Raw genomic sequence first — 25,105 nt, 5'->3', positions numbered from 1 at the left:
CTATTAATAATTGCTTAATAAACTATTAATGCGGCAGGTAAAATCAATTTATCTGCCGCATTAAGCTATTATTTATTGAAAATATTGGTAAAATTTTTACCTTCTACTCTAAAAAGGTATTAAAATCCTTATCGTAGTCTTCGCCGTAAATGGTTTTATATTCTTTACAAAAGGAGTCGTAAGCGTTTTTAGCAATGGAGTGCTTACCCAAAATAATAAGCGATTTGCATTTCAGTACCATGGCTTCTTCATTCACCGGGTCGAAATAAAAGATGTAGTTGGCCAGTTTTATCAAAAACTCCGGGTCGTCATTAATATTGATAGAACTTGCGAAGTGCAGGTAGGTATCGATTATCTCGTTCGAGATCTCTGATTTAAAGGTATCCAACCACTCGTACTCTACATCGGCCAGGAAGTTACCGCGCTGAATGATCTTTGCCAGTCCCGAGATCTTTTGTTTATCCAGGCGGCGCTTATCCTTCACCACATCAAGGTAATCCTTATAATCTATTTTAACCACCTGCGGGTCGATGCTTATTTTCCAGTGACCGCTTTCTTTAGTGATTTGGCAGGAAGTAACCTTATCCAGCACGTTTTTAAGCTTGGCTATATTTACCGAACGGTTATTACGCGCGCTTTCGGCCGATTTATCAAACCAAAGTATCTCCTTCAGTTTCTCTGACGTGATACCCCTGCCCCACCTGATGGTATAGAGTATAATGATCAGGAAGAGCTCTTTAGTGAGCGGCGTTAAGTGGCGGGTAATGTCGGTACCCTCGCTGTCAAACAATTGCAGATCGCCAAACAGGTAAATGGAATTCCGGTTGTCGGTCACTTCCTCTTCTTCCTCAATTACCGGCAATACAGGCGGTGCAATTACTTCGGCAAGTATTGTAGGTTGAAGTTGGGGCGAGTGACTTTCAGGTGTTACAGTCGGGGCTTTAGGCTTTCTGTTGCGACGATAGAATACTATGGCTGCTAACAAGATCAATAAAGTTATTATACCATACAGCCAATAAGCCACGTACGATTTGGCCTTAACCGCGGGCACTTCATTTGCAATTGGCGGGCTATACAGCGAATACATATTTACCCGCGTTTGCCCTTTACCATTAAAGAACAGCGTTACGGCTATAAACTTTTTGCTCAGCGGGCAGTAAAACAGATCGGCATAAGAGCTGATATCGTGGAAAGTATAAGGAATGCCATTCCCCAGCATTTTAAACTCGGGCTTGGTTAACGAACCCGAAATAAGTTGCAGGCGCGAGTTGTACTTATGTTTGGGGAAGATAAGCGCGTAATATGAATCCTGATCTTTATTGATCACCATTGAATTGGCGAAAACAAAATCTTCGCCCTTAATATTCAGCTCGTATATCTTTTTAAAGGTACGGGCCTTTACATCAAAATAAAGCAGATCGTACAGGTTACGCGGGTTCAATATCTGCTGGCCGGTAGTGCTGCCGTATCCGCCTAAAATATAAGCGCCCTTATCAGTTACGCCCAAAGCGGCAAGGTAACGGGGTACCAGCGTTTCGCCCGCTACGTCTATCTTATCCCATATTTTGCTGTGTGTGTCATAACGCTGCACTTCGTTCTTATAAAAGAACTGCCCGTAACCACCTATAACATACAGCGAAGAATCGGCAGGGTGATAAAATTTATTGGTGTGCCAATAATTGGTTTCAAAATCGAGGTTATTATGTTTCAAATCCCAGGTTTGGGTTTTGAAATTGAAGGTGGCAACCTGTTTACGGTCGGTATTGATGTTATACAGCTTTTTTAACACGGTATTATAAAGCGACTGGTTACCACGGATCAGAAACTGGTTACCCGAATAATATCCGTATGATTTAGTTTTTGAAAGCGTTACCGAATAATTGATCAGCGAATCTTTAGATACAATGTAAACCGACTCGCTATCGGGGTTAAACGCTATACTCGCAGGCCCGTTAACCGTGAACGATTTTACCGGTTGCCATATACAGTGCAGCTTTTTAATCCATAACGGGTTAACCACTTTGGCAATGCTGCCGTTCACCTCATCGCGCGCGGTATTGCCGTCGCCCTCATTAAGCAACCAGTTGTAAGTAAGTTTTTGCCCTTCGGTGATGGTGATGTTGCGCAGCTTCATGGGCGGCACATCGTTGGTTTTAAAATCGAGGTAATCGTTTGAGCCGAACAGTATTTTGAAGCAATCGTTCTTATTCACCTGGATACGCTGACTATAGGGCGCATTATTTACAAACACGGTTAGCATGCGGTTGCGCAAGTCGAACTTTAAACGCAGGCGCGTCCAGCCGGTAAGCAGTTTCTTTTCATCGATATTGAAAGATATGTTTGAAAACTTATCGCCGATAACCAGTTTAAAATGATTGCCCTCCAGCCGGCGATCATACAGCAGATCGATATTTTGTTTGTCGTTATCAATCAGCCTGAAAATATAGCCAAAGTAATTATCGTGATTGGGTAGAAAGGCAAAATCGAACGCGATCTCAAAATCACTCTTAAAGCACAGCGTTTTATCCGGACTAAGATCAAACCCGGTACGTTTATCCTGCACGGTTTCATGAGATGAGAAGCCCAGTCCGTATGATTGTGCCAACAATTCAGCGGGTGTAATAAAACAGCCTAAAAGTAATGTGTATATAAGAATTAGATAGTGCCTTGATCTCATTAGTACGCTAAACGCTTTTAAAACCTGCCACACACGCCTATAGTAAAAAAGGCCTCTGTCTTTTAGTTTTAAAAAGATAAGGCTGCGAAAGAAAATGCGGGGTACAGATCTATAATTGCAACAAATTTAATGGAATGTATGGTTTATCAAGCATTAAAATAGCATTATATGGCCTTTAATTGCGGTTTTCGGCTTAAATGTCACCTTGGTTTAGTGCTGCATAATTGTACCCTTAACAAATGCTAAATGGGTTTATTTGGGCAATTTGTACAAATGGCAATGTTTGTATACCGCGGTTGTACTTTTTAGCATTGCAGCTATTAATTTTTTCAACATAATACACATTGCTATTGAAATAACCATTTATTAACAATGACGTGATGTATCCCCGTTACCTTTGCGCCATATTTATTGCGCTTGCAACCCGTTCTTTATACAATAAATGAGGTCAGTTAAATAGTTAAAGAATTAAGAGTACTGCAAGGTGCTCTTTTTTTATGCCCTGTTAGTAGATTTTCAGTAAGAATTGTTAATACACCTTTATGTTGTTAACATAAAGATAACATTGAATTAACCATTAGATAACCTATCTTTGCTCAATAAATCAGCGAGATATGAAAAAACATAAACTGAAATCACTTATTAAAACTGCACGTAAAAGCGCAAAAAGAGATATACAGACCATTTTAATCAAGAACCTTAAAGAAGTAGCCGCCAAAGTAGCCAAAGATTCAGACAAGCTGGATAAAAAAATTAAACTAAGCGCCAAAAAACTGGCAAAAGAAATTTCAAAAGAGGTTATCATAGACGAAACAGCCCTTGCTGCCCCGGCAGATAAGGCTATTGAGCCCGAAGCAGCTGTAATTACCGAAGCTGCCATTAAAGAAAGCAAGCCCAAGAAAGTAAAAGCACCGGCTAAAACTAAAGCTGCCGCGCCTGCTGTTATTGCCGAAGAAATTAAATAATAAGCACACAACATAAATAAGAGGGACTGTACCGCATTAATTGTGGTACAGTCCCTCTGTTGTTTTATGCTACAGTAAACCGTTGCGTTCAAAGTAAGCCTGCAAGGTATCGGGCTGTGTCATTAAAAAGGTTTGTATCCCGAGTTTCTCTGCACCCGCCAAATGCTGCGGACTATCGTCGATAAACAATGTTTCTGCCGGATCCAGATTGTTCTCCTGCAACACTTGCTCAAATATGGCCGCCTCGGGTTTGCGCTTGCCCGTAAGGTGCGAGTAATACGTTTTCTCGAACAGGTGATCGTTACCATCAAAACCAAACTCCCGTTTCAGGTAATCCATAATATGATCGTAGTGGATGGCGTTGATGTTGCTGAGCAAAAACGTACGGTACTTAGCCTTCAATTTTAACAATAATTCGTGGTTGCCATCGGCAATTCCGAGCAGCATGCTGTTCCAGGCGGTGTTAATTTGCTCGTCGGTGAGGGTATTATTACCGGTTATAGCCCTTATTTTGTCGCGAAAGGCTTCGGCAGTGATCTCTCCCCTATCAAAAGCATCAAATACGGCGTCCTGCTGTAAATGGCCAAAAAACTGATCGGAGTTACTGATACCCAGCGCACTCCATGCCTGCTGTGCCCTGGCAAAATCAATACTGAAGATGACGTTACCATAGTCGAAGATTATATTTTTAATATTTTTCATAATTAGCTTTTGTTAATTGAAGGCAAATATGTAATATTGCGCCTCGAAAAACAACAAAGTTTTCCGGCGCCTATAGCTCAGTTGGTTAGAGTAGAAGACTCATAATCTTTTGGTCCCTGGTTCGAGCCCAGGTGGGCGCACTCGAAACCACATAAAGTGCCTTAACGATATCGTTAAGGCACATTTATGGTTCGCAAATCATCACATCTCACTTCTTTTAGTTCGCAAATCGGGTAATTCAACCGCTTTTGTTCGCAGTTTTTTGTTTCATTTTCTTATTGGTTCGCAACAATGAAAAAAGCGATATCAGGCATTTCATGCAATGTTGTTATTGACAGCAGGGTAAATCCGGCAGGTTTATCAAAAATTATATTTCGTATAAAGGAAAACAGGGTTAAGCGTGATCTTTTCACTGGCATCAGGTGGCCGCGTGAATTTTTCGATAATAAAAACCAGCAGCTTATACCCAGAGCTGGGGATGATCCTGATGTGATTCCCTTCAATCTTAGGTTAAATGAATATAAAGCTGTTGCCCACAGGCTCCAATTGAGTGGTTACCTAAGAGAGGACGATGTTGCAATTGATGATTTAGTTAAGGAATTTAAAGACGTTGGTAAGGGCCGCGATTTCTTCACTTTTATGGAGGAACGTGCAAAGGAACTTTACAACGACAATATAATTGTGTATGAAACTTGGAACCGCCATAAGGCTTCACTCAATGTTTTAAAAGCTTATTACCGAGGCCTCGTTCTTCCAATCAACAAAATGGATGTAGATTTTATAAAGCGATTTGATGCCTGGGCACTTAAGGTTAAAAAGAAGCAGCCCAACACTATTGCCGGTTATCATAAGGACATCAAAAAATACCTCGGAATTGCTGTAAGGAAATGCTATATCGCCAAAAGTCCTTATGATACTTTTAAATTCAAATATGTTGATGGTGACAGGCAAGCCCTAAACAAGGATGAATTAGCATGTTTGTATAAAGTATTTAAAGATCCTTTGGTTGCAGATAATGAAAGGGAAATTTGCCGAAGGTTCCTTTTTAGCTGTGTAACTGGCTTAAGGATATCGGATAGTTCACTTGTTCATAGCCAAATGATAGTTGACGGTGTACTTATTTTTGTAGCCTATAAAGGACGAGATAAAGGTAAACGATTAAAAATTCCACTATCAAACATTGCAAAAAGTTTAATAGAAGGCCGAAAGGGATTGTTATTTGAACAGTTCAGTCACCCATACATTAATGAAACTTTAAAACTACTTGCTGCTCGTGCAGGCATTTATAAACGACTTACGTATCATTGCGCACGCGATACATTTGGAACGATGTTCATTGAAATGAATGGCGATGTAAAATCCCTTAGCGAGCTAATGGGGCATTCGAGCACCAAAACAACAATGATATATGTAAAAATGAGCGATACAAGGAAGGCTACTCTCATGAATAATTTTGACACATTGTTTGAGTCGTGACCGAATAACTCTTTTAAATACATTTGTATTACTAACCCTATTCAACATCCATGGTCACAAAAGAAGAAATTATTGAAGCGATCGATCTGCAAATCATGTTTTGCATGTTACAAGGCTACCAGTTGCCCTTTTTATTGTATGAGAACCGGAGCGAAATTGAAAAAATCGTTACTGGCCGTGAATTCCATTCAGTTGGCGTTGCCTCACACAAGGGAATGGTAGATTATAACGTACAAACTCTTATTGATAAATATAAAAGTGATAAGCGTAACAATTTGAAGCTCATGTACAACGCTCCAATTTTAGCTATAATTTTTATTCATGATATGATTAAAAACTCCAATTATAATAAAAAGACTCCCGAATTTGAATTTTTAAGACATTTGCGAAACGCAATGGGGCATGGTAATCGATTTAATTTATTAAATGGAGAGCCAAAGCTACCGGCTAAATTTGGCTCTCTTGAAATAACCAGCGCACTGCATGGTACCGAAAACGTGATCCACGATTTTATTTTTAAAGGAGACATCATCAACCTATTTAATTACATTAAAGTCAATTTATAGGTTAAGATGCTTTAGCCCGGTTGTGGATTTCTGCAATACGATCTTTTCGCTCCTGGTAAGCCCGATCATTCCATTCAATGGGCCGGCTTGCCACGTCTTCGGTTTTTGCGATCAATAGCTCCAACAACCGATTTGTATCATGTAGTGAAAATCCTTCAGCTGCTTCACCAGGTGCAGCAGGACTTGAACCCACTGATGATCCGCTTGCGCCGCTGTTAAATACCCCGCCCGATTTTGCCATTTGAATACCTTTGGTGACCATGGGAACATCTACAGAAGCGCCATTGCGATATAGGCTATTAAATAGCAGTTGATCTATAACACCTTTGTTATTGCGGTAAGTTTCCTTGCTGTAAATAAATATTGGTTCGCCGCCTTCCATCTCTGCAATATGCTCACCGGTGACATTGTTGTAAAGATCTATTCCACCTTCACTATGTGACGGGCCTTGCGGGATCATAGCACCTTTTGCCGCCCTGGTATCAGATTTCATTGCGCTGGCGCCCTCAACAATTCCCTGACCGACGATATTTACAATCGATAAGCCGGCGCGGATCTTAGCCGCCGTGGTCATGGCCGCTGCGGTTGCCCAACCGGCGGGGCCGAGCATCGCATTGGAGGCCCAGTATCCGGCGATCTCTACACCTTCGTTCGCCACGATCCGGCCGACAGCTATGGCTTTTTCCAAAACGAGTTGAGCCAAGATCAGGCCTTTACTTTTGCCCAATAAGGTGCCCAGCAAATTAACACCGGTAACTGCAAGCTCGTTTCGCTGTGAGGTGATATCCTGTTGTATACGCAGGTAGTCCTTTTCTGCTTTTTGCTGATCCTGAATATATTTAATTTTGGCATCGGCAACCTTCTTTTCCTGCTTGATCTTGTTATCTGCCATCTTGGCTTCGATATCTGCAGTATTTTGATACCAGGCAATCCGGAGATAATATTCATCTTCGAGCTGCTTTGCTTCCAGGTCATTTTTAGCCTGGTTATATTCGGCTTCGGTGATCAGCTGCTGTGCGTATTTTTCCTTAAGCGCGGTTTGCTCGGCCGCATATTGATCGCTCAGCACACCGTTGTCATTTTTAAAGCCGGCTGCGTCCTCAAAATTCGCACGCTCTATCAAACGATTGTCCTGATTTTGAGCAATAGACTGATCTAACTTAGCAACGTCATCAGGCGAAGCATTTTTATCATTCCTAAGTTTTTGGGCTTTTTCAATGATTCTTTCGTACTTGTCATCGATAACCTTCAGTTGAGCGGTAATTTCGTCTGCAGTTCCTTTTTTGGCGTTAGCGATCAGTTGATCGGTCTGATCAAGCAGCTGCTGCAGGTCACTTTTATATTTATCAAACTCGCGGGCTGCTTTCTCGGCTTCTCTTTTATACTTTTCCGAATTTTTTTTCTCGTCATCCAATTTTTTTAAACGCTCCTGCTCAGCTTTTTTCTTTTCGTTATCCTCTTTCTGTTTACGGTCGGCATCAACCGCTTCAACAAATGATGTCTCCTCTGCAATCCTTAAAGTATAATCATCGATAGTTTTCTGAAGATCTTCTCTTTGGGAACCGGTACCGCGCATGGTTTTTAGCTTATCCATCAGCTTTTGCGATTTGTCCAGCTCGTCTTCAAGATATTTGATCTCCAGCTTGCTGCCTTCATATAGCGCTAAGCGATCGGAGGCTGACTTATTGTTATAGCTCACCAAAGCCTTTTCAGCATAACGATCAGCTGCTTCCTGGATACGCTGTTCTGTTGACTTAAAGGCCTCAACCAAAAAGTCGAGATATTCATTTATTTTACCAACCGCGTTATAGATCATACCGCCGGTATTTGTACCTATGGTGGTTAACAACCTATCCCAGTTGTCACCCATATTGGCAACTCCGCCACCAACGGTTTTGCTAATTTTTTCCATGCCGCCGGCAACGCCTTCCATATCACCGAAGCTGAGAATAGCATTCTTAATGGCCTCTTCAGAATTTTGCACCTCTGTGGTGATACCCTTAAACGAAAGCCGCACCACATCGCCGTCTTTTTGAGCTCGTATGCCGAATTCTTTTAATCGTTCAAATTCACCTGTTGTAGCATCAAGAATGGCTTCGGTAAGTTGATCGAAAGATTTACCCTGGGAGGCGGCAAGATCTCCCGCCTTCCGCATCTCCTCCATGGTTGGAATAATACCACGGTTTGCCAGTTTTACGAAGCTTTCCGTTAACTCGGCCAATCCGTAATTTGTCTCGGCCGCAAACTTCGATAAACCATTCAGTGCACGCCTGCTGCTTCCTTTATCGCCCAGGGTGTTGGTCAACACCGCGTCGAATTTTTGAAATTCCGAATAAGTTTCGATGACTGCGCTCATCAGCGATTTGAAAGCAGCAATACCTGCAGTGATTCCGCCAACGATCATTGCGCCGATCGAGAAGTTGGCGATCTGCTGTTTGATTTGCGACCAGCCGCGTTGAAATTCATTACTAAATTCGCGCTGTGCGTTCGTGCCCTGGTTTACTTCATCACGCCTCGCCCGGATGGCAGCTGTCAAGGCCCGTTCCTGGTTAAGTAGTTCCTGGTACCGTTGCGGATTTTCTTCCTGGTTCATCCGGGCGCGTGCAGATCTTACCGCATTAAATGCGCCGGTCATTTCCCTTAACGATGTTCTTGCCTGCTGATCATTGATCACCAGGTTAATGACAGCGGTATCTCTTTCTCTTATTGCCATTAGTTTAAGCTTTGTAATTGTTCACGGATAGCAAACCCTACCTGATCAGCCATTTCAGGCGGCAGGATGTACCTTAATTCAGCGATTCGTTTGTAAAGGATCTTGGAATACCATTTTTTTGCGCGCCGTCTGATCGGGTTGATCATGCGGCCCTGGGTGTCTCGGTACCGGTCGAAACGGCGCATAAGTGACAGCTCGTTCAGGCTTACACCGTTCCCGACGCCCATATCAGCGAAGCGGCCATACTTTAAGAATTTCATCATTACCGCCTCGACATCGCCACCGACTTTAACCAGCTCTTTTACAAAGCTTCGATATAGTGATCCAGAAGCACCGACGTTCAGCCTGTCCATTGCGGTTTGAAACCGTTCAATGGTGATCTCTGACCATTTGCGCAGCACACCCTCCAGTTCGAGCTTTTGTAGTTCGTTCAGATCTGCCATGGCCTAAAATTTTATCCAGTAAAAATCTGTGAGTGGGTAACTGGCCAAGGCCAGGGTAACCTTGTAATAGCCGGCACCATCATAAGTGAAATAAGATCGCAGACCGAGAAACTCAATATATTGAGGCTGGCCAACCCTGATCCTTAGTTCAAAAAGGGTTTGAAGGTGCGCTTGGCGCTCATAAAGCGATACGATAGATCCGCCTGTTCCCTTAAAAGTTGTTGGCTTTACGATATTCGGCAGTTGCACCGTGTATCCGGATCCGGCGGGGCCTACATAAATTTCTATTGGCAGTTCATTAAACCCATGCTTTTCGAATTCAAAGTATGATTTGAAGCGAAATAGCTTTAAAAGCTGATTCTCTGAAACCGCGGCATCATTTTCGATGATCTCTGCTTTAGTGATCAAATCGTTATTGAGTACACGGCAATAGATCTTGGTCGGCGTAAAATCTTCATTTTCCTTTTTGTCATAGGCGATCTGATCGATGATCAGGTAAACAAAATTGCCGTCCTGGGTGCGAAAGCAGAATTTCTCCGTAGTACTCATTTGTGCAAGTACATAGGGTGGAATCAGTGCATTGACCGTTATTTTCTTGCTATCATTAAGAAAACGGTAATAGTCGATATCATCCTGATTAAGGTCTGCACTCGCGGCATCCGGCCAAAATTTGCCGGGTTCTTTTTCAACCATGCCAGCATACCTGAAAAAACGAAGCAGCCATTTATGACCGGAATTAAGATTAGTTGGATCTTCCGGTATAAAATCTTCAGTGTTGTAATTAGACATCAAGCCGTCGGCATAGGCCAGTACAGGACCGGGCTGACTTCCATTCATCGTTTGTTCAACTTTGAGGGCGCCGGCTTCCATTTCTATTTTGGTGGCTCCGTCATTTACGACCAGGTAGTATAATGGCGGGTATGTCTTACTCTCCGTACCAATAGCAAAGGCATCGTCCAACTCGTCAACTTTTAAGCTCACCGTGTAGCCTTTGCTTTCCGGCAGCTCGTGTTCAATTAGGTTGGTAATAAAGGGAGTAAGATCAGTTACATTCGTGCTTCGACTAATATTGCGGAAGCTTGCCACTTTCATTTTTCCGGTGGAAAGATTAAAATCAATTGCCAAATAAAAGCGCTGCCTGATCTGTTTAAAAAAGTCAGCCAACAACATATAGGGCATGTAGCGCATTGATGGGTAAATAATACCCGCCTCAAATGCCAGCCAGGTGAATATATACAGGTTGTCGTAATAAGGATCTGTAAAAAAGGCACCCTCGGCGGTAAATCCTAAATATTCAGCTACATTTTTAAGAATGTATTTTAGTTTAAAGAATGGCGAGTTAGATACAGAGTAGGGTGACGAAGGCCGGCCGCTCAGAAACCGCTGTTCACCATAATCGAAATAATTGACATACGCGCGGCTGGGAACCCCATCTGTGCCCAAATGGATATTCCTGATCGGCATAAAAATATAATTATACCGCTCAGGGAACTGGCAGGTATTCAGCATCAGCGCATCAAGCTTTTCCGGGGTGTCACCGGTGGTAAAATCCGGATCAAGTGTACGAACGTCTGCCAGCCTGATATTTTTCATCAGGTAGTTTATCGCGGTTTGATCGGGCTCCAGGTTACATTCAAAACCACTTGCGCTGATCCGGTACCGGATATTACCGGTAACCATCAGGATCTCCTCCGCGTAAAATTGCACCGGGATCACGTAAAGCGAATTACTCGACTCGAGCAAATGCCCAAGACTAAAGAATGCTTTGTTATTTTCATTTAAACCTGCATTAAAAGGGTAGCTGATATCCGAAAAAAAACTATCCGCGTCGTTAAACAGCGGATTATGTTTTTCAATGGTGATGGTCTGATCAGGCGTAGGTTCCAATGTCCTGCCGGCACTGTTTACGATCCTGATCATGGCTTCTTAACCTGTTTTACCGAGCCTAACCAAAACTGGAGGCCAGCCTCGGCCCCAAAGATTACGTTCAGACTATTAGCGCCTGCAGGCAGCAAAGCCCGGACACGCACCGCTTTGAACCAGGTACCCACTTTGCGTTTAATGTCAACCGTACCGGCTACCGTCTCCAGTGAGATAACAGCCCGGCGGTAGTTAAAGGTATCCTGGTTAATTGGAGCAGCTGTCGGGTAGTTTCCGTTAGAAGGAAAAGGAGTCGGAAAATACCGGTACACTCCGCTAATCTCGATCTCGCGATCTTCAATAGGATCGGCAATAAAATTAAATGTCTGTTTGAGTTTATTAACCGCATCGACTGTAACAAAGCCGGTAGTACCAGGGAATGGTGTATCGACCGGCACTTCCTGTGCCAGCGCACCGATAACCGTCCAGTTGGCGAGCTGGCCAGCTGTACCCACTAATGTTTCGGCCAGCATTTCGTTTCCTTCCGGTAGCGCTAATGCCGGGCGCTCCATCCTTGGTTTAAGGACGAGCTGGCCACCCCATTCCATAACCGGGCTTTGCGTAAGGGTAAAACCACCTGCTTTGTAAAGTAATAAGCTAATCTTATCCTCTTTTACAGACCGGTTAAGGTGATCTTTACAAATACGGTATTCACCGGTGACACTTCCGAATAATTCATACCAATCACCGGTAGGCTTATCAGTTCCTATTGAACCAAATATGTTGCGCGCATAAACGGTCACACCGGTAGTAGACAACCTGAATTCCGCCCAATCAATATGCTTTGACAGTACCGGAAATATTATTTCAACCAGCGCATACTCGCCAAAAGTGACGGCAATGCCATTTTTAAGCATCAGGTACTCACTGGCCACATTCTCATAATGGGATGCGTTAATAGTGTTCGCAGCGTCATACCTGTTTTCATTGGCAACTGTTAAGGCGGTTTCACCTATTTGCGCCTCTTTAAAGCGTTGATTGCGCTCCCAGTTCGAGTCAAACAATAGATCGGCAATAGTCCCCACAACAACACTTTCCCGTTTACGGAATATTTTGATCAGCTGCGAAGCCCTGGGCAGGGTATTAACATATTGCTCCATAGTTTGAGCAAGCAGTTGTATCGAACGGGTGCCTTTATGTTCGCCATTGTGAAATGGTGCATATTTAGGTGTAGGATCATAGCGTACCGCATCGGGAAGCTGATTAACAAAATCTACTCCCTGCTCATCGGCCATCTTTTTAAATAAGTTTTGACCGCCATTGCCGTAGGTGACAGTGTGCTCATTAATCAGCGTCGGTATTGCGCCAAGCCCTTTGGTAGTCTCAATAATTTGTCGCAAATCTTCTAAAAACTGTGCGAGAGTACGGGATGCATCATCGTTTTCGCCACATTTAATGAATGCGCGAACAGCACCGTAATCACGATATGATAAATTGCCAAACTGTATAGACTTGCTTCTGATCGCGTTAAGGCGCTGATAAATCGCATCTCCGGACTGCGAGAAATTTTCAAACAAGTAATCTGTCCAGGCGGAAACTATAGCGGGCCAGCTGTTGCCTCGTATGCCAAATGCAAACGCGCTGTAGCTATCTCCAAGGATTGAGATGAGATCAGAAGTGCTTATATCTATTAACCGGGTATCCTTATTGAACTCAATGATCGTGAACCCGATCTCATACCTGCCGGCGTTGCCGTTGCCATTATCCGTAAATGAGGACACGTTACCCGATCCGCCACCGAATATTGGTGAGCCCACAACGCCACCTGCTGTGTACCCGATCCTGCCGGCGCCATAAACACCAATATGTTGATTTTTCTTTATGGGAATAAGTAAGGGGTAAGTGCCAAGCCCTGCTTTGATAGGTAACACGTAGTCGGCTCCGCTTTGGGCAAACTTGCTATAAGTACGATCGAAAACCTTAATGTATATATTACCTGCTGAGCGGCCATAAACGGTAACAGCAGCAACCACACCTGTGTTGCCCGCCCTGTCTGCAAAGCAATATGGCGAATCACTCGGAGCGGATGCAGAAACCGGATTTGGGTTGCCAATGATCCGGGTTTTTAGTGGCGAGCCGATCTTAGAAGTGTTGGCATCAATACCGGCTTGTAAATTTAAGATATCAGCTTTAACCGTCTTACTGGCCTTAATAGTAAGGCGCATATATGGGAATGCCGCGTCGCCGGTATTGGTGCCAATATTTGTACCTTCTCCAGTTGAGTTAGTACTACGTCTGCCGTTTGCTCCTGATCCCGCTAATGATGCACCACCGGTTGGATAAAAGGCCGCAACCCAGTTGGCTTGGACATCAATATTGATCGGGACGCTAAAGGCGCCTGCTGCAGGTACAGCAAATGATGCCGTTTCCCCAACCTTTGTCCAAAAAAAACTGGCATCCTGGGTGTAGAATTTTATTTTACCGGTACCGGCTGCTTTAGCAAAAGCCTCGAATAAGCGTGCATTACCGGCTTCACCAATTACGTTGCCGTTACTGCGAACGTAGGTTGAAGGAATGGCCACGCCATCGATCGGTGAATCTCCCACCAAAACATCGACAAAGTACCCGTCAAGTGGTAGCGCATTTTTATCTATCTGTGCCTGAATTGCCGCAGTATTGTCAGGGGCCGGCATAGGCGTCCACTTAGCTTCCCATCCTGAGGATCCTTTTATAAAATAAGGAACAGTCACGTATTTAGTAGCGTCGGCAGTGTCTTTAACAGGTATGCTTAACCCACCGAAGTATGGGTACGGTCCGGTACCGGCGGTTACATCCCACCGGTCGCCGACCTTTGAAGGATTTGCAGGATCTGCATCCGGATTCGTAGCCACTGTAGCAGGGCCTTTACCACCATTACCAAGATCAGCTACCAGGTCACCTATTTCTTCTTTGTCGTAAGTCTCTGCGCGGGTTGGGAAAATTTCTTTTAATTCATCAATAAGATCGCTCATACTACAAATCGTTGATTGCTTTTTGAATTTTATTTAGTTCCGGGACGATCAGCGCGCCGGTGCTGCCTGTATAATTTTGCTCGTCAAATGCGAGTCGGTATTCTATTTTGAGGGCATTGAGGTTTTGGCCATCGGCGGCAAGAACCATCTTTTTGCCGGTTATGAAAATGGGTATGAGGGTATCGCCGAAAACCCTGAAGGCATATTTGGCAAGCAATAATTCCTGCAGCTCATCCACGTTTCCGTTAATGTACCCGCTGTTCAATTCATCATTTTCTATTATCTTGATATCATATCGGGTGAGGTTACCAGTTTTCGGCGTGTTGATGCCGTCAAAACGGTCGCCCTGGCTGCTCGATACTTCGGCAGTAACCTGTGACCTGCCATTAGTAATTAATGTCTTAAAGCCACCTGCGCTGCCGCTGTAGATAATTGACCTGGAATACAGTTCCTGCTGCCTGTTGACTGTAAAAGTTTTGATCTTAGACCGTGTTTCACCGGTGAGGCTTTCGATGATCTGTAAGGTATACCCGCTTACAAACCTGGAAGCGTTGGTCAAATTATGCAGGCCTAACTGCTTGTAACCACAACCAATACAAACTTTCTCGTATGATTTAACAAGGCCGCCGGCTAAGGTTAACGATCCTTCACTCAGGTCGCTATAAACAACATTAACTTTTATGGCCAATTGCTCAGCCACATTGCGCATGTTCATGAAATAGAGGAACTGCTGTTGATTGGTATTCACCTCAAAATCATCCATTGGATAACTCTCGAACCAATTTTGATATTTGTAAAGCGACTGATCCGGCAGCAAATAATTGCCCAGGTGATTGACATCGCTAATTTGTGAAAGCGCTTTATTGCTGTACCCGCCAAGGCATATTGTATACACCTCACTTTGGTACATCTTTTTAAAATCAGGGATGTCGCCATAATACTGTCCGTAGATCAGGAAGTAATTGCGTACTGATTTAGGGCAGTACTGCCAAGCCTTATTAAGCTCAGGGATATCATAATCGAGGTAAGTGTTAAGGATATCGGCGATATCTTTTGTCGTTGTACCGGTTACCGGAAAATCAAGATTTAAATTCCGTTGATAGATATTCTCTTCGCCTACGCCCAAAAACCAAACCTGCAGGGCGTGCGCGAAATTTGATTTTATTATTTCATCAAGCCCATTAGTTCGGTTTAATGATATCGAGCCCAGGTAGGTGTTCATATTGTACCTGGTGCCATAGGCTATAGAGGTAAAAACCAATGTATGTTGACCGAGGTAAAAACTGTAGGTTACCGTAAAATCACGCCTCACATAATAATTTGCCTTAACCACCGATATCAGCGATTGCACGTAAGCAGCACCACCATCACCGGTAGGAAACTGGGTACCGGAATTGTTGGGAACCGCAGCGGCCGTGAAAGTGATATCCACGCCGGCCCAGGTGAGCTTAAAAACAGCACCTGCAGTTACAGCCCCGCTAAAGCGTAAAAAATTAACTGCCGGGCTGCCATAAACGTCCCGAAAATCATCGCTATTTACCTGCACTAAAAGATGATTGCGACTGAATGCAATTTTAGGCGGCGGTATTGTTAATGTTACTGCCATATTATTCGATCCAATCGTTTTCGTTAAACTCTACATTGATGGGCGACTTAAAATCAAAATAGAATGATTTGCCATACCAGTTGCCGTCGATCGCGGTCATGTTTGAGAACTTTACGGCGCTGTCAAATGATACGCCCGCCGCTTTTAAAACACCAGTGATAACCTGTGTTCCCGGGGCATATATTTTACTGTCCCGGCGCATCCTTGATACAATTTTGAGCAGTATGGCTTTGGCCTGATCCCGCGCAGCATTGATGGCGCTTCTTTCTTCGGTAGTTTTTACCAGGGCATGCAAACCAATGCGTGGCTCATCCCGCTGACTGTCCCAGTTGCCGATATTGCCCGATCCAATCTCCAGTATAAGGCAAACACCCTTTACCATATTTCTAACCGCATTATCAAACTCATCGAGATCGTTAGCATCAGCCATTCGGTAGAATGCCTTTTGCTCATCGGTATGCCGGATCTCTTTGAGCTTCGCGGCACAATCTTTAAAATAGTCTTCCAGGAACTGCTCTGTCATTTCGTACTGTTTAATTTTGAGTCCATTTCCGCAGCTCGTTTCGCTTTTTGGTTCATATCGGCCAGTAGTAGCCAAATGGGAGTCTTTTGGGTCTGTTCATACCAGCCGAATTTGTCGCCTGACAGGTCAATGATGATCCCCACCCAATTGGTAAATTTTGCGGCGCCCGGTTTAGGCGGTGATTTCGGGTGTTCGTCCGGATGATACTTTTTCCATATATCCGGATGCTTGGCAATTATCAAATTGCGGCAACCAGCGTAATTGATGGCGATGGCTTTCTTCAGGCAGCTATTTAAGCGACCTAATTTTTTTTCATAGCCGGCCAGCTTCTTTTCATCGAAAGGCAGGCGCTTAATGGCAAACCACCGTTTGGGCCTATAAAGAATTGCAACAAGGTTATCGAGCAGCTCGGGACCAGGCTTATCTATGTATCGCTCGTAGACGCGCTCGGCCTGAACAAACTCTTCGGCCGTAAGATCTGCGAGCCGATCAGCCGGGCCATACCATTTTCTGCCCCTCAGTCTGATCGTTTTGATCAGCCAGTTTTGGATCTTGGTTTCGGTAAATGCCCATTGTATAAGCGGTACCAGCTGAATGCGCTGGACAAGGATCAATTTTATGTATAGCGATACCGGTATTTTAAAAAGTGTTTTGATCAGGTAATCCTGCATGAGGTGCGGGTGTTTACTGTTGTGCAGGCAAGCGGTGAGGCGCAGCAGGCCTTCAGCATTCAGCTCTTCCCATTTTGAAGGGCCGGTAAATACGCGATCTTTTAGCTTGATTTTGTGCATGACATTACGAAGTTGCCATGCACGAAGGTTGTATTAAAGGACATTAACAGCGCGGCTGCGGTCGTTCTACCGGTGTATCCGGATAACGATCGGAACCGGGGGCTTTTGAGCTAACATCATTGACCGGTTGATATCCCTCTCCAGGTAATGCGATGTATCCTTTGGTTTGCGGAAATGATGCCGGAAGTTTATCAATTTCAGAAAAATCGTAACCAGGTTTGCGCTTAAAGTAACAATACACGATAAAAGCGATAATGATTAATGTACAGACGATTACTACTCCATTAAAATATTGTGAATCGATCATAACCGCGGCAGTTTAGATTTAGGCCGAACAATGTATGCTATTACAAGGTAAATAATGACAAAGGCCCCCACAGGCCATATCCAGCCATACTCAGGCTTTTTTTGTTCGGATGCCGTAGTTGTTTTTATTGTTGTTTGCTGTTTGATGGTGGTAGCTGCTGTTGTCGATGATCCCTTTTTCTCAATTACGGTTTTCGTGTGATGAACATTTCCATTTTCAGGGCGTTTATTTAAATCAATGATCAGCGACTTTTTTAAGGTGTCATAGCTAACCGCTACTACTTCCATTGCCGTATCGAGCCGGTAAAATCCTTTGCTTAAACTATTCAGCAGATCTGCCGGGGCAATAAACGTTTCACTGCGTGCTTTAAACCCTGGTGAAATAAAGTTGTAATCCGTAGTTTCTGTGGTAATAACGCTGCCGGTGTCTACGGTAGTGACCTTAGATTTTATTTCACTAACGGAATCGCGCTGAAAGGTTTGCTTCGTGCTCTTACTGGAACGAAATATGCTGCAGGCGGATAGGAACATCAGGCCTGCAGCTATTATGATAAGGTTTTTCATTAGTTGATTTTAGATAGTGTAATATTTAACCGCTCTGTGCTTTGCTGTAATTTTTTGGAAGCCGCACTTAAGCTGTCCACGGTTGCCGGCATCGTAACCTTGCCGGCAACGATGTAGGTAGATTTTGGATTTGAGGCGCGGACACCACACACCAGCATGATACCGCCGAGAATTAATACCTTTTTCATGACTTCTTTTTGAGTTTTTCTTTAATTGAATTGGTCAGGTCACTTGCGCTGTCGGCAACCGAATCGACCTTACTTGCGCTGCTGTTTACTTTTCTAACACTTTCGTTGATATCCCTTACGGGTTGATCAAGCTTTTCGTCAACCTTTTGATCGACACGATCGAGCATTTGCTGATAGAGTTCTTTAGTTAACGCTGCTTTCTCATCCTGGCTATTGATCAGTAGCTTGAACAATACACTGATCGTGATCAACAATACCACTATGATCCCGATGATAAAGCCGGATCTTAAACGCTTATCTAAAAAGCCGAAAGTTGTAAACTCTTTTTCTTGTTCGCTTGCAGACATTATTTTGGTGTTATGCTGCCTTGGTAACAGCTTGATCGTGGATGGTTAAATAAACTTTGCCGTTTTTAAGCAGCGCCTCCAGGCGGATCATAAAGCGGGCATAGGTATCCCTCGAATTGCCGACGAAGTCAACCGCTCTGGATGAACCTACCAACAGGCAACCATCGGTATCTTCGGCATAATTGCCCGGATGCATCCTGATGCCGGCGAAACCTGGTACATTCAAAATGTGAGGCATTAGTTTTTTGAACCGGGTGCTCATGTCAATGATCACCTGGTAGCGGCCTGAAGGGATGCAGGTTTTACCGTATACTTTCGCTTCGCCCGGATCATTAAGGTCACCATCGTGGTTTAGGTCGCGGCAAAAATCCTCCAGCACATAGCAAAAGAATGTTCCATTGATCCACAGCTCGCCGGTAGTAGTTTTGTTGGTGTACCATTTGCGGTACAGCGTTAAATTCCAATTTTCCATTTTACATTATGAATAAGCCACTATCCTGGCAGTTAATTGTGATTTCGGTATCAACAGGCTTGATATAGCCCGGATACAATTGGGGGTTAGCATTGAGGATATTCAAAAGTTCGAGTAATTTTGCGTCGCCTTTTTCGCGGCTGTCTTTACTCATATTTTCCGCACGTTGCTCCTCCGCAGGATCTGCCTGCTCATATTCCGAAGTATTACTATACTTATTGATCAGCAAACCTTTTTTCCCGATTTTAACCGGTAGCTCTTTGCAGGCCTGCGCGATAGTGAGGTAGGCAACTGCTTTTTTGATCACCGGCAACAGTTCCTTTTCAGCGGTACTTAGCTCGTTATCGAGGTATTTTTCCTTGAATATTTCGTAGTAGGCTTTTCCCATAGTAGCGCTCAGCTGATCATCCTGCACCTCGAGCATCATGGCATGCATACTCAGGAAGGTGAGCCGGCTATTATCGATACTTCTTTGCTTGTTGAAATCGGCAGCTGTTTTAATAAAGCCGGTGATCATGGATTGCCGGGTTCCGCTCTCCGCATAAGCAGGGAATTCATCCAGGTCAACTTCCATTAAACTGATGGCTTTATCCAAAAAATTAAAGCCGGTCTCTTCACAGTAGGTACGCAGATCCCGCAGCTTTTTGTCGCTGATCACTACGCCATCGCTGCTTTTCGCGACATAGAGCGCTTTATCTGTAAAGCGGTATAACGCCGTTTGGCTCCAGGTATAAATTCCGATATAAGCTTCAGCCCTTTGCAGCAACTGCAACACTTTTGCCTGTACACCGGTTAAGCCGGTCGGGTGATCTATAAAATATGCCACCGCGTCATCACCAATGCTATCGCAGATTACATCACGTTCAACGTCTTCAATGAAGCTTTTAATCGAGTCCCAATTAAAGTTGGCATCGACGGCGCCAATATTAGCTTTTAGAGTTTCTTTATCGTTGATCAGAGTTGCCATTAGTTGCTCGGTTGTGAAGTTGGTGATGGATTGCTTGTGCTGTGATTGACATCCAGTGTATCAAGCACGATATCTTTAAGAATAAAGCGGAAGCCTGGCATGCGTTCTGTCCAGCCGTTGTATTCTGCAATAAAATTGAGCTCCTCGATAGCCTGATCCTTGCGTGCCCGAAGCCTTGCATTGAGCGTATTCCAATGCATACGCACATCGGTACCGGAGCCTGCGCCCATATCGCCGGCGGATATCGGCCCCATCAATGGCAACGGAACACCGAAGGCCCTGGTGAATTGTCCTGATGTTTCCTTGCTATCCATGATGTATTTACCATCCTGTAGTTTGTCATCAAGCACCACTATCGACACACCGGGGATTTTAACTTTATTGATCTTATCCCAGCCGAAAGTGGTCATTAAGGTTTTTCCGGTATTTTCTGCACCCGTAAGGAACTCGTCCATCTCTTTTTTGACAGCCTTCTTAAGCGCTGCTTTATCCGCCGGGGTCATGGTCTCCCATGTTTTATTGCGGTCGCGGGCCTGTATCTCCCAAAATGCTTCCGGAACTTCCATAATGTACTTGATGGTCATCTGGAATTTCATTAATGCATGCTTCAGGATCGGGATTAGCCGGTTGATATCAAACCATTTTGATTCGAAAAGGCTATGCCATGTAGAGTGCTGATAAACGAGGTTTCCGGGAAATGGAAAGCTTACCGGGTAAATAAATTTATCATAAGTTGCCAGCCTGGCTGAATCGGCAGCATTGATATCGCGGGGATTAATTGCCGCTACTTCTGTTGTATACTCATCTCCGGGACAAGCATGCGGCCAGTTGGCACTGATAAATACTTTGTCGTTATAACCGCTTTTAACATTTTGTACATTGAACCGGCAAAAGGCAGCTTCCTGATGGGTCACCTGTACGATCTTGTCGCCTCTCTTATTTTTGATCAGCTCAGGGAATGCGTGACTGAACCATACCAAATCGAGTACGTTTTCGTAAACATACTTTTGGATCTTGTTCTTACGCATAAAGCTCTCGACCTCTTTATCAAAGCCAGTCTTGAACTTATGGTTACCTTTCTCATCGAGTCCGTCGTATACCTCATAACCAACGCCGCTGCCATAGATAACGGTAACCATGAATTCTATCAGCGATAGCAACTCAGGTGATTGCATAGCCTGAGCTATTACCTGTTGCGGAAGATCATTGGACGGGCTCCAGCTCAACACCTCGCGGTTGCTATAGTCCCGCTTGATCGGCACCGTTGGTTTACCAGCAGGCGTGTCCTGATCAACCAGCATCACACTCGAGCCTGACAGGAAGTCTACGCCGCCGCTCAGTGATATCACATTATCTTCAGGTGGTAACTTGTTTGCCATTGCAGTGTGTTATGAGTAAGGGATTGATAGTGCGGATCTCCTGGTTGCCTTTAGCTCTAATCTTGAAAGAAGCGCGGCCGGCATCGACCAATACTGCATTGTTGTAGGTGATGCGTTGCCCACCGATCTTGCGATTAAGGTCACACGTTACCACTGTGAGCGAGCAGGGCAGGTAGTTGCCATCGGCATCGGTCTGCTTAAGCACCTTTCGCAATTCATCTAACGAGATTGTATTCATTAATTCAAAGTTGCCATCGGGAGGGCTTGTATTAAAGGACACAGCCCCGACACCGGCCAACGAGGCCGGGTGCGTTTTCATATATCATCGAAATCGATCTCGAAAAGTTGCGGTTGCCCACAGCGTGTGGCGGGGTCAACTCGCACACGGAAAAACTTTTTGCTCAAACTGCGACCCTTAAAATGGTATAAATCAACCGAAGAGCTAAAAATGGATGCGGAGATAAAATCAGTAAAAAATCAATTACTAATTATATGGCAACTTTACATAATTGCGTCAGGTTCATAGTCTCCGGCACCAAGACGATCATGCATCATACCGATGTATAAAGTGTCGTGTGCATCAGATAAGTGGGTGGCATGCTCCGGCTTAACCGTTTTTGATAGCTCGGGCTTCTTATCCTTTTGTATTCCCTTATCGTTTTGATACGATCCTGCATTGGATATCGAGGTGATCATATCAGGGCAGTTAGTCCGGTTAATTAAGAACGGTTTAGTATCCGGATCGTCCTGGGCATATACGCGCAGAAATAATTTGTTTCGGGAGCGGTGAGTAGAAGCTGCTCCGATGTAGTGATCCTCGACTTCCCAGCCCAGGGCATTTAGCTCCAGCCGAAACTCGACATAATAAGGAATCTCTCGACTCGCATCTTCGCCGATGGCCGTTGAGTCAAAATGGTGTATGATTTTTTTTGTGGGGAATCCCTGGTAATAATCATCAATAGCTTTAGCCAAGTGCTTGATACGTTTAGGATCTTTCACATACAAGCTGTTTACCATTTTAACAGCTCGCTGGAACTCCTGTCCAAATGCAGTACAGGTTATTTTCTTGTTCCAGTCGCAGCCGGCATGAAGTGGCCGGGTAGGATCTAAATCTTCATCTTTCTTCCAGGGCCGCGGCATCTCGAGCGGGTTCTCGAATTGCTCTACGTACGCATAATTAATAGCTTCATAGCAATGGCTCTCATCATTGAATGTGCTATAGAATGGTTCATCAGTTGCATTAACCTCTTCATTAAGAATGGAAGCGTCAAACTCATTATCGCTCAGGTCACGCTTCATTTCGTTAATGAAGCGAACACCCACCGCGTCTATGTTATCCAGGGTTGACGCCCTGATAGTAAAGACGGCTTCCCTGCGTAGCTCAAAAAGATAATCGTCGAGACGCTTGATCTCTTTACGGAATCTCCTCTCCAGCGCTTCGGTTAATTTACCCTTAACAACCAGGTCACGCATCGTGGCCAGCAGCCTTTCTTTATCGTGGCGGATTTGTTGCGCTTGTTTTGGATCAATGGCCTCAAGCTGTGCTGCTATGGTTTTTAACAACTCCCTTTGTTCGTGATCAAAAGAAACGATAAGATCAATCTGATCTTGGTCTACATTCTTTTCGTAATCCAGTATCCATTGGGACGCAGCGCTCCTGGGCATATCGGTGAAGATACCGGTACCGTGATGGTAGTGCAGATCTACAAACGCCGTATCCTCATTACCGCGGTTGGTTGGTTTTACCCGGCTGATAAAATCTTCGTACTTAATAAACCTTGCTTCGTTCAGCAGCAGGTAATCATTGGACTGGCCATTTGCCGTTTTTTTATTATCGAGGCCGATCACCCTGATCACATGACCATTCCTAAAGAAGATCGAATATTGCGCATCCCTGGGATGTTCATAGGCCTTGACAAAATTAATTTTCTGCTTTGACTTGTCGGAAGAGTTCTTTGGTTCTTTGAACACCCAAAAATCTATTTCTTCATAAAAACCAAACTTCTCCAGGGCCTTAATAAGCGCGGGGATCATATCCGTTTTGGCTTTAATAAAAGTTGGCGAAACGAATGCTGTAGCGCCCCTTGGCATGCCTTTTACATTTCGGAGTATAGTAGGTGTCACGAAACCATGATCCTTGCCACCTGCACGCCCTATTACTGCGACGGTGGTATTTGCATTAACTATCCAGCTGCGCTGCTGCGGGTAATTGAAGTGAATAATTTTCTGCTTGATATCCATTATTCCGAATCGATATCCTCCGCGTCCTTACTTAATGACTCAGAAATTGTTTTACGTTTTTTTCTCCAGCGCTCGAAATGGGCCTCTTTGTCTGGAACGGTTTTAAGGCCGACCGCTTCAGGATTATAATCAATAAGCAGTTGGAAGGCCTCAATCTTATCATTCGGGATCTCCTCCTGCACATCATCAAAGTGACCACGCAGTTCTGAGGCACGGAACAATAATCGCTCAGCCGCAGCATACTTACCGCATGCCTGGGCTTCGTCGGCCATGCGTTCATATTTTTCTATATAGACCGACCGGTAGAATTCCTGATCATCATAGGCTGCGGTACAAAAGTTTTTTGTATTGGCAATGTCCCGTTCTGCTGTATCCCATGAGATGCGGAAATAACTCATAGCCAGGGCACGAATAGCGGCATGGCCATGCACAGCTGCTTCAATCTCTTTACCCTCATAATTAACCGTTTTATACCGGTTAGATCTAATCCAGGCATCTATCTGTCGCCAGCGATCGATTTGCTCGAGCTCTGATTGAGTGAGATCATTCATCCGGCCATTGATAAGGCAGAACCGTACGCGATCGACGGCGCCTATATTGTTTTCAGAATCATAGGCCGGCACAACTCTTAATGCGCGTCTTTTACCTGCCATCGCGCTGCTGTATTAAGTCCGCAATTATTTTCTCCCATTTGGCCACTACGCCCTCATAATATTTTTTCTTTACCACTGGCAGAGGTCGTTTTAGGTTGGCATTTGCCTTCGAGCGATTTGCCATAGCGTTCTTAATGGATCGCTCCAGATTAAAAGGTTTAGGTTGGTTCTCGGGAAGATCGTTAAACCATACCCCGTGGGTTTCATAATAATGGAGCTGTTCCCATAAATCCTGTTTTTTTAAGTCTTTAAGCACGATCTGCTTTGCGCATTCAAAAAGGGCTTGCCCTTCAGGTATCAGTGGAAGTTGAGCTTTGAGGTGGGAAATTTCTTTGAACAACTGCTTGATCTGTTCTTTCATCCGGAGCGTTTTCTCAAGGTTAGCATCCGGGCTGTAAGTGGGCGCCTCGGGAAGAGCGGGTGAGGCTTTGACAGACGGCACGAATGTTTCCGCCGCCGGAATGGTGACAGGTAGTTGCGCTATTTCCTTTACCAGGCGTGGCGTGTTGTATTCATCCGGTCCGGAAGATAACAGGTCGATCAAGAATTCAGAGGCCCCGCTGCCGATGAGTATCTGCAGGCCTGCTTGGTAATCACGGTTGCTTTTTAACCAGGATGTTGCGGTAATTTCCATGGTATAAAAATGCCATGAAAT

At 44.4% G+C, this 25,105-nt stretch carries 23 protein-coding genes and 1 tRNA gene; 4 read left to right on the top strand and 20 right to left on the bottom strand.

Going from position 1 to position 25,105, the window contains the following annotated elements:
- Window positions 1–103 precede the first annotated feature (103 nt).
- Window positions 104–2,605 (bottom strand): galactose oxidase, encoded by a 2,502-nt coding sequence (locus AC07NA_RS05180; RefSeq protein ID WP_494896278.1) that lies wholly within the window; start codon window positions 2,603–2,605, stop codon window positions 104–106.
- A gap of 686 nt (window positions 2,606–3,291) precedes the next feature.
- Between AC07NA_RS05180 and AC07NA_RS05175 the strand changes: the two genes are divergently transcribed.
- Window positions 3,292–3,642 (top strand): hypothetical protein, encoded by a 351-nt coding sequence (locus AC07NA_RS05175; protein ID WP_494896276.1) that lies wholly within the window; start codon window positions 3,292–3,294, stop codon window positions 3,640–3,642.
- A gap of 69 nt (window positions 3,643–3,711) precedes the next feature.
- On the opposite strand, the gene AC07NA_RS05170 is transcribed toward AC07NA_RS05175, so the two are convergent.
- On the bottom strand, window positions 3,712–4,344 hold the full coding sequence (locus AC07NA_RS05170) for an HAD family hydrolase (RefSeq protein WP_494896274.1): 633 nt from the start codon (window positions 4,342–4,344) through the stop codon (window positions 3,712–3,714).
- A gap of 66 nt (window positions 4,345–4,410) precedes the next feature.
- On the opposite strand from AC07NA_RS05170, the gene AC07NA_RS05165 reads away from it, so the two are divergent.
- From AC07NA_RS05165 to AC07NA_RS05155, 3 genes are all read left to right on the top strand, one after another.
- Window positions 4,411–4,484: transfer RNA gene (locus tag AC07NA_RS05165), tRNA-Ile, on the top strand.
- Between the two features lie 151 nt (window positions 4,485–4,635).
- Window positions 4,636–5,820: a tyrosine-type recombinase/integrase gene (locus AC07NA_RS05160; RefSeq protein ID WP_494896273.1), complete on the top strand. Its 1,185-nt coding sequence runs from the start codon at window positions 4,636–4,638 to the stop codon at window positions 5,818–5,820.
- A 50-nt stretch (window positions 5,821–5,870) separates the two neighbouring features.
- Window positions 5,871–6,386 carry a hypothetical protein gene (locus tag AC07NA_RS05155; protein ID WP_494896272.1) on the top strand — a complete coding sequence of 172 codons (516 nt, stop codon included), beginning with the start codon at window positions 5,871–5,873 and terminating at the stop codon, window positions 6,384–6,386.
- Between the two features lies 1 nt (window position 6,387).
- Here the strand turns inward: AC07NA_RS05155 and AC07NA_RS05150 are convergent, their stop codons facing one another.
- The 18 genes from AC07NA_RS05150 to AC07NA_RS05065 form a co-directional block, all read right to left on the bottom strand.
- Complete coding sequence (locus tag AC07NA_RS05150) at window positions 6,388–9,099, bottom strand: hypothetical protein (protein ID WP_494896271.1); 2,712 nt, start codon at window positions 9,097–9,099, stop codon at window positions 6,388–6,390.
- Window positions 9,099–9,542: a hypothetical protein gene (locus AC07NA_RS05145; RefSeq protein ID WP_494896269.1), complete on the bottom strand. Its 444-nt coding sequence runs from the start codon at window positions 9,540–9,542 to the stop codon at window positions 9,099–9,101. Before AC07NA_RS05145 ends, AC07NA_RS05150 begins: the two co-directional genes overlap by 1 nt.
- A gap of 3 nt (window positions 9,543–9,545) precedes the next feature.
- Complete coding sequence (locus AC07NA_RS05140; protein WP_494896268.1) at window positions 9,546–11,462, bottom strand: hypothetical protein; 1,917 nt, start codon at window positions 11,460–11,462, stop codon at window positions 9,546–9,548.
- Window positions 11,459–14,413, bottom strand: coding sequence for an SGNH/GDSL hydrolase family protein (locus AC07NA_RS05135; RefSeq protein WP_494896267.1), 2,955 nt, complete (start codon window positions 14,411–14,413; stop codon window positions 11,459–11,461). Before AC07NA_RS05135 ends, AC07NA_RS05140 begins: the two co-directional genes overlap by 4 nt.
- Before the next feature lies 1 nt (window position 14,414).
- Entirely contained in the window at window positions 14,415–16,019 is a 1,605-nt protein-coding gene (locus tag AC07NA_RS05130) for a hypothetical protein (protein ID WP_494896265.1), read from the bottom strand.
- A 1-nt stretch (window position 16,020) separates the two neighbouring features.
- A complete protein-coding gene (locus AC07NA_RS05125) occupies window positions 16,021–16,542 on the bottom strand; it encodes a hypothetical protein (protein WP_494896263.1) in 522 nt (173 codons plus the stop codon).
- Window positions 16,539–17,333 carry a hypothetical protein gene (locus AC07NA_RS05120; RefSeq protein ID WP_494896262.1) on the bottom strand — a complete coding sequence of 265 codons (795 nt, stop codon included), beginning with the start codon at window positions 17,331–17,333 and terminating at the stop codon, window positions 16,539–16,541. Before AC07NA_RS05120 ends, AC07NA_RS05125 begins: the two co-directional genes overlap by 4 nt.
- A gap of 43 nt (window positions 17,334–17,376) precedes the next feature.
- Window positions 17,377–17,640 (bottom strand): hypothetical protein, encoded by a 264-nt coding sequence (locus AC07NA_RS05115; RefSeq protein ID WP_494896261.1) that lies wholly within the window; start codon window positions 17,638–17,640, stop codon window positions 17,377–17,379.
- Window positions 17,637–18,203: a hypothetical protein gene (locus AC07NA_RS05110; protein ID WP_494896260.1), complete on the bottom strand. Its 567-nt coding sequence runs from the start codon at window positions 18,201–18,203 to the stop codon at window positions 17,637–17,639. The genes AC07NA_RS05115 and AC07NA_RS05110 overlap by 4 nt, the downstream gene beginning before the upstream one ends.
- Window positions 18,203–18,391: a hypothetical protein gene (locus tag AC07NA_RS05105; protein ID WP_494896259.1), complete on the bottom strand. Its 189-nt coding sequence runs from the start codon at window positions 18,389–18,391 to the stop codon at window positions 18,203–18,205. The genes AC07NA_RS05110 and AC07NA_RS05105 overlap by 1 nt, the downstream gene beginning before the upstream one ends.
- Window positions 18,388–18,738 carry a hypothetical protein gene (locus AC07NA_RS05100; protein ID WP_494896257.1) on the bottom strand — a complete coding sequence of 117 codons (351 nt, stop codon included), beginning with the start codon at window positions 18,736–18,738 and terminating at the stop codon, window positions 18,388–18,390. The genes AC07NA_RS05105 and AC07NA_RS05100 overlap by 4 nt, the downstream gene beginning before the upstream one ends.
- A 10-nt stretch (window positions 18,739–18,748) precedes the next feature.
- Window positions 18,749–19,210: a DUF5675 family protein gene (locus AC07NA_RS05095; protein ID WP_494896256.1), complete on the bottom strand. Its 462-nt coding sequence runs from the start codon at window positions 19,208–19,210 to the stop codon at window positions 18,749–18,751.
- A 1-nt stretch (window position 19,211) separates the two neighbouring features.
- Entirely contained in the window at window positions 19,212–20,177 is a 966-nt protein-coding gene (locus AC07NA_RS05090) for a DUF6712 family protein (protein ID WP_494896255.1), read from the bottom strand.
- Entirely contained in the window at window positions 20,177–21,556 is a 1,380-nt protein-coding gene (locus AC07NA_RS05085) for a hypothetical protein (RefSeq protein WP_494896254.1), read from the bottom strand. The genes AC07NA_RS05090 and AC07NA_RS05085 overlap by 1 nt, the downstream gene beginning before the upstream one ends.
- Complete coding sequence (locus AC07NA_RS05080; RefSeq protein ID WP_494896252.1) at window positions 21,534–21,794, bottom strand: hypothetical protein; 261 nt, start codon at window positions 21,792–21,794, stop codon at window positions 21,534–21,536. The genes AC07NA_RS05085 and AC07NA_RS05080 overlap by 23 nt, the downstream gene beginning before the upstream one ends.
- A 263-nt stretch (window positions 21,795–22,057) precedes the next feature.
- On the bottom strand, window positions 22,058–23,797 hold the full coding sequence (locus tag AC07NA_RS05075) for a hypothetical protein (protein ID WP_494896250.1): 1,740 nt from the start codon (window positions 23,795–23,797) through the stop codon (window positions 22,058–22,060).
- On the bottom strand, window positions 23,797–24,450 hold the full coding sequence (locus AC07NA_RS05070; protein ID WP_494896248.1) for a hypothetical protein: 654 nt from the start codon (window positions 24,448–24,450) through the stop codon (window positions 23,797–23,799). The genes AC07NA_RS05075 and AC07NA_RS05070 overlap by 1 nt, the downstream gene beginning before the upstream one ends.
- A complete protein-coding gene (locus tag AC07NA_RS05065; RefSeq protein WP_494896240.1) occupies window positions 24,440–25,084 on the bottom strand; it encodes a hypothetical protein in 645 nt (214 codons plus the stop codon). Before AC07NA_RS05065 ends, AC07NA_RS05070 begins: the two co-directional genes overlap by 11 nt.
- Window positions 25,085–25,105: the final 21 nt, after the last annotated feature.

Source organism: Mucilaginibacter sp. GW821-FHT07G05 (genome assembly GCF_059418565.1).
Note: the sequence above shows the minus strand (reverse complement) of the source record. Positions and strands in the feature narration are given on the sequence as shown.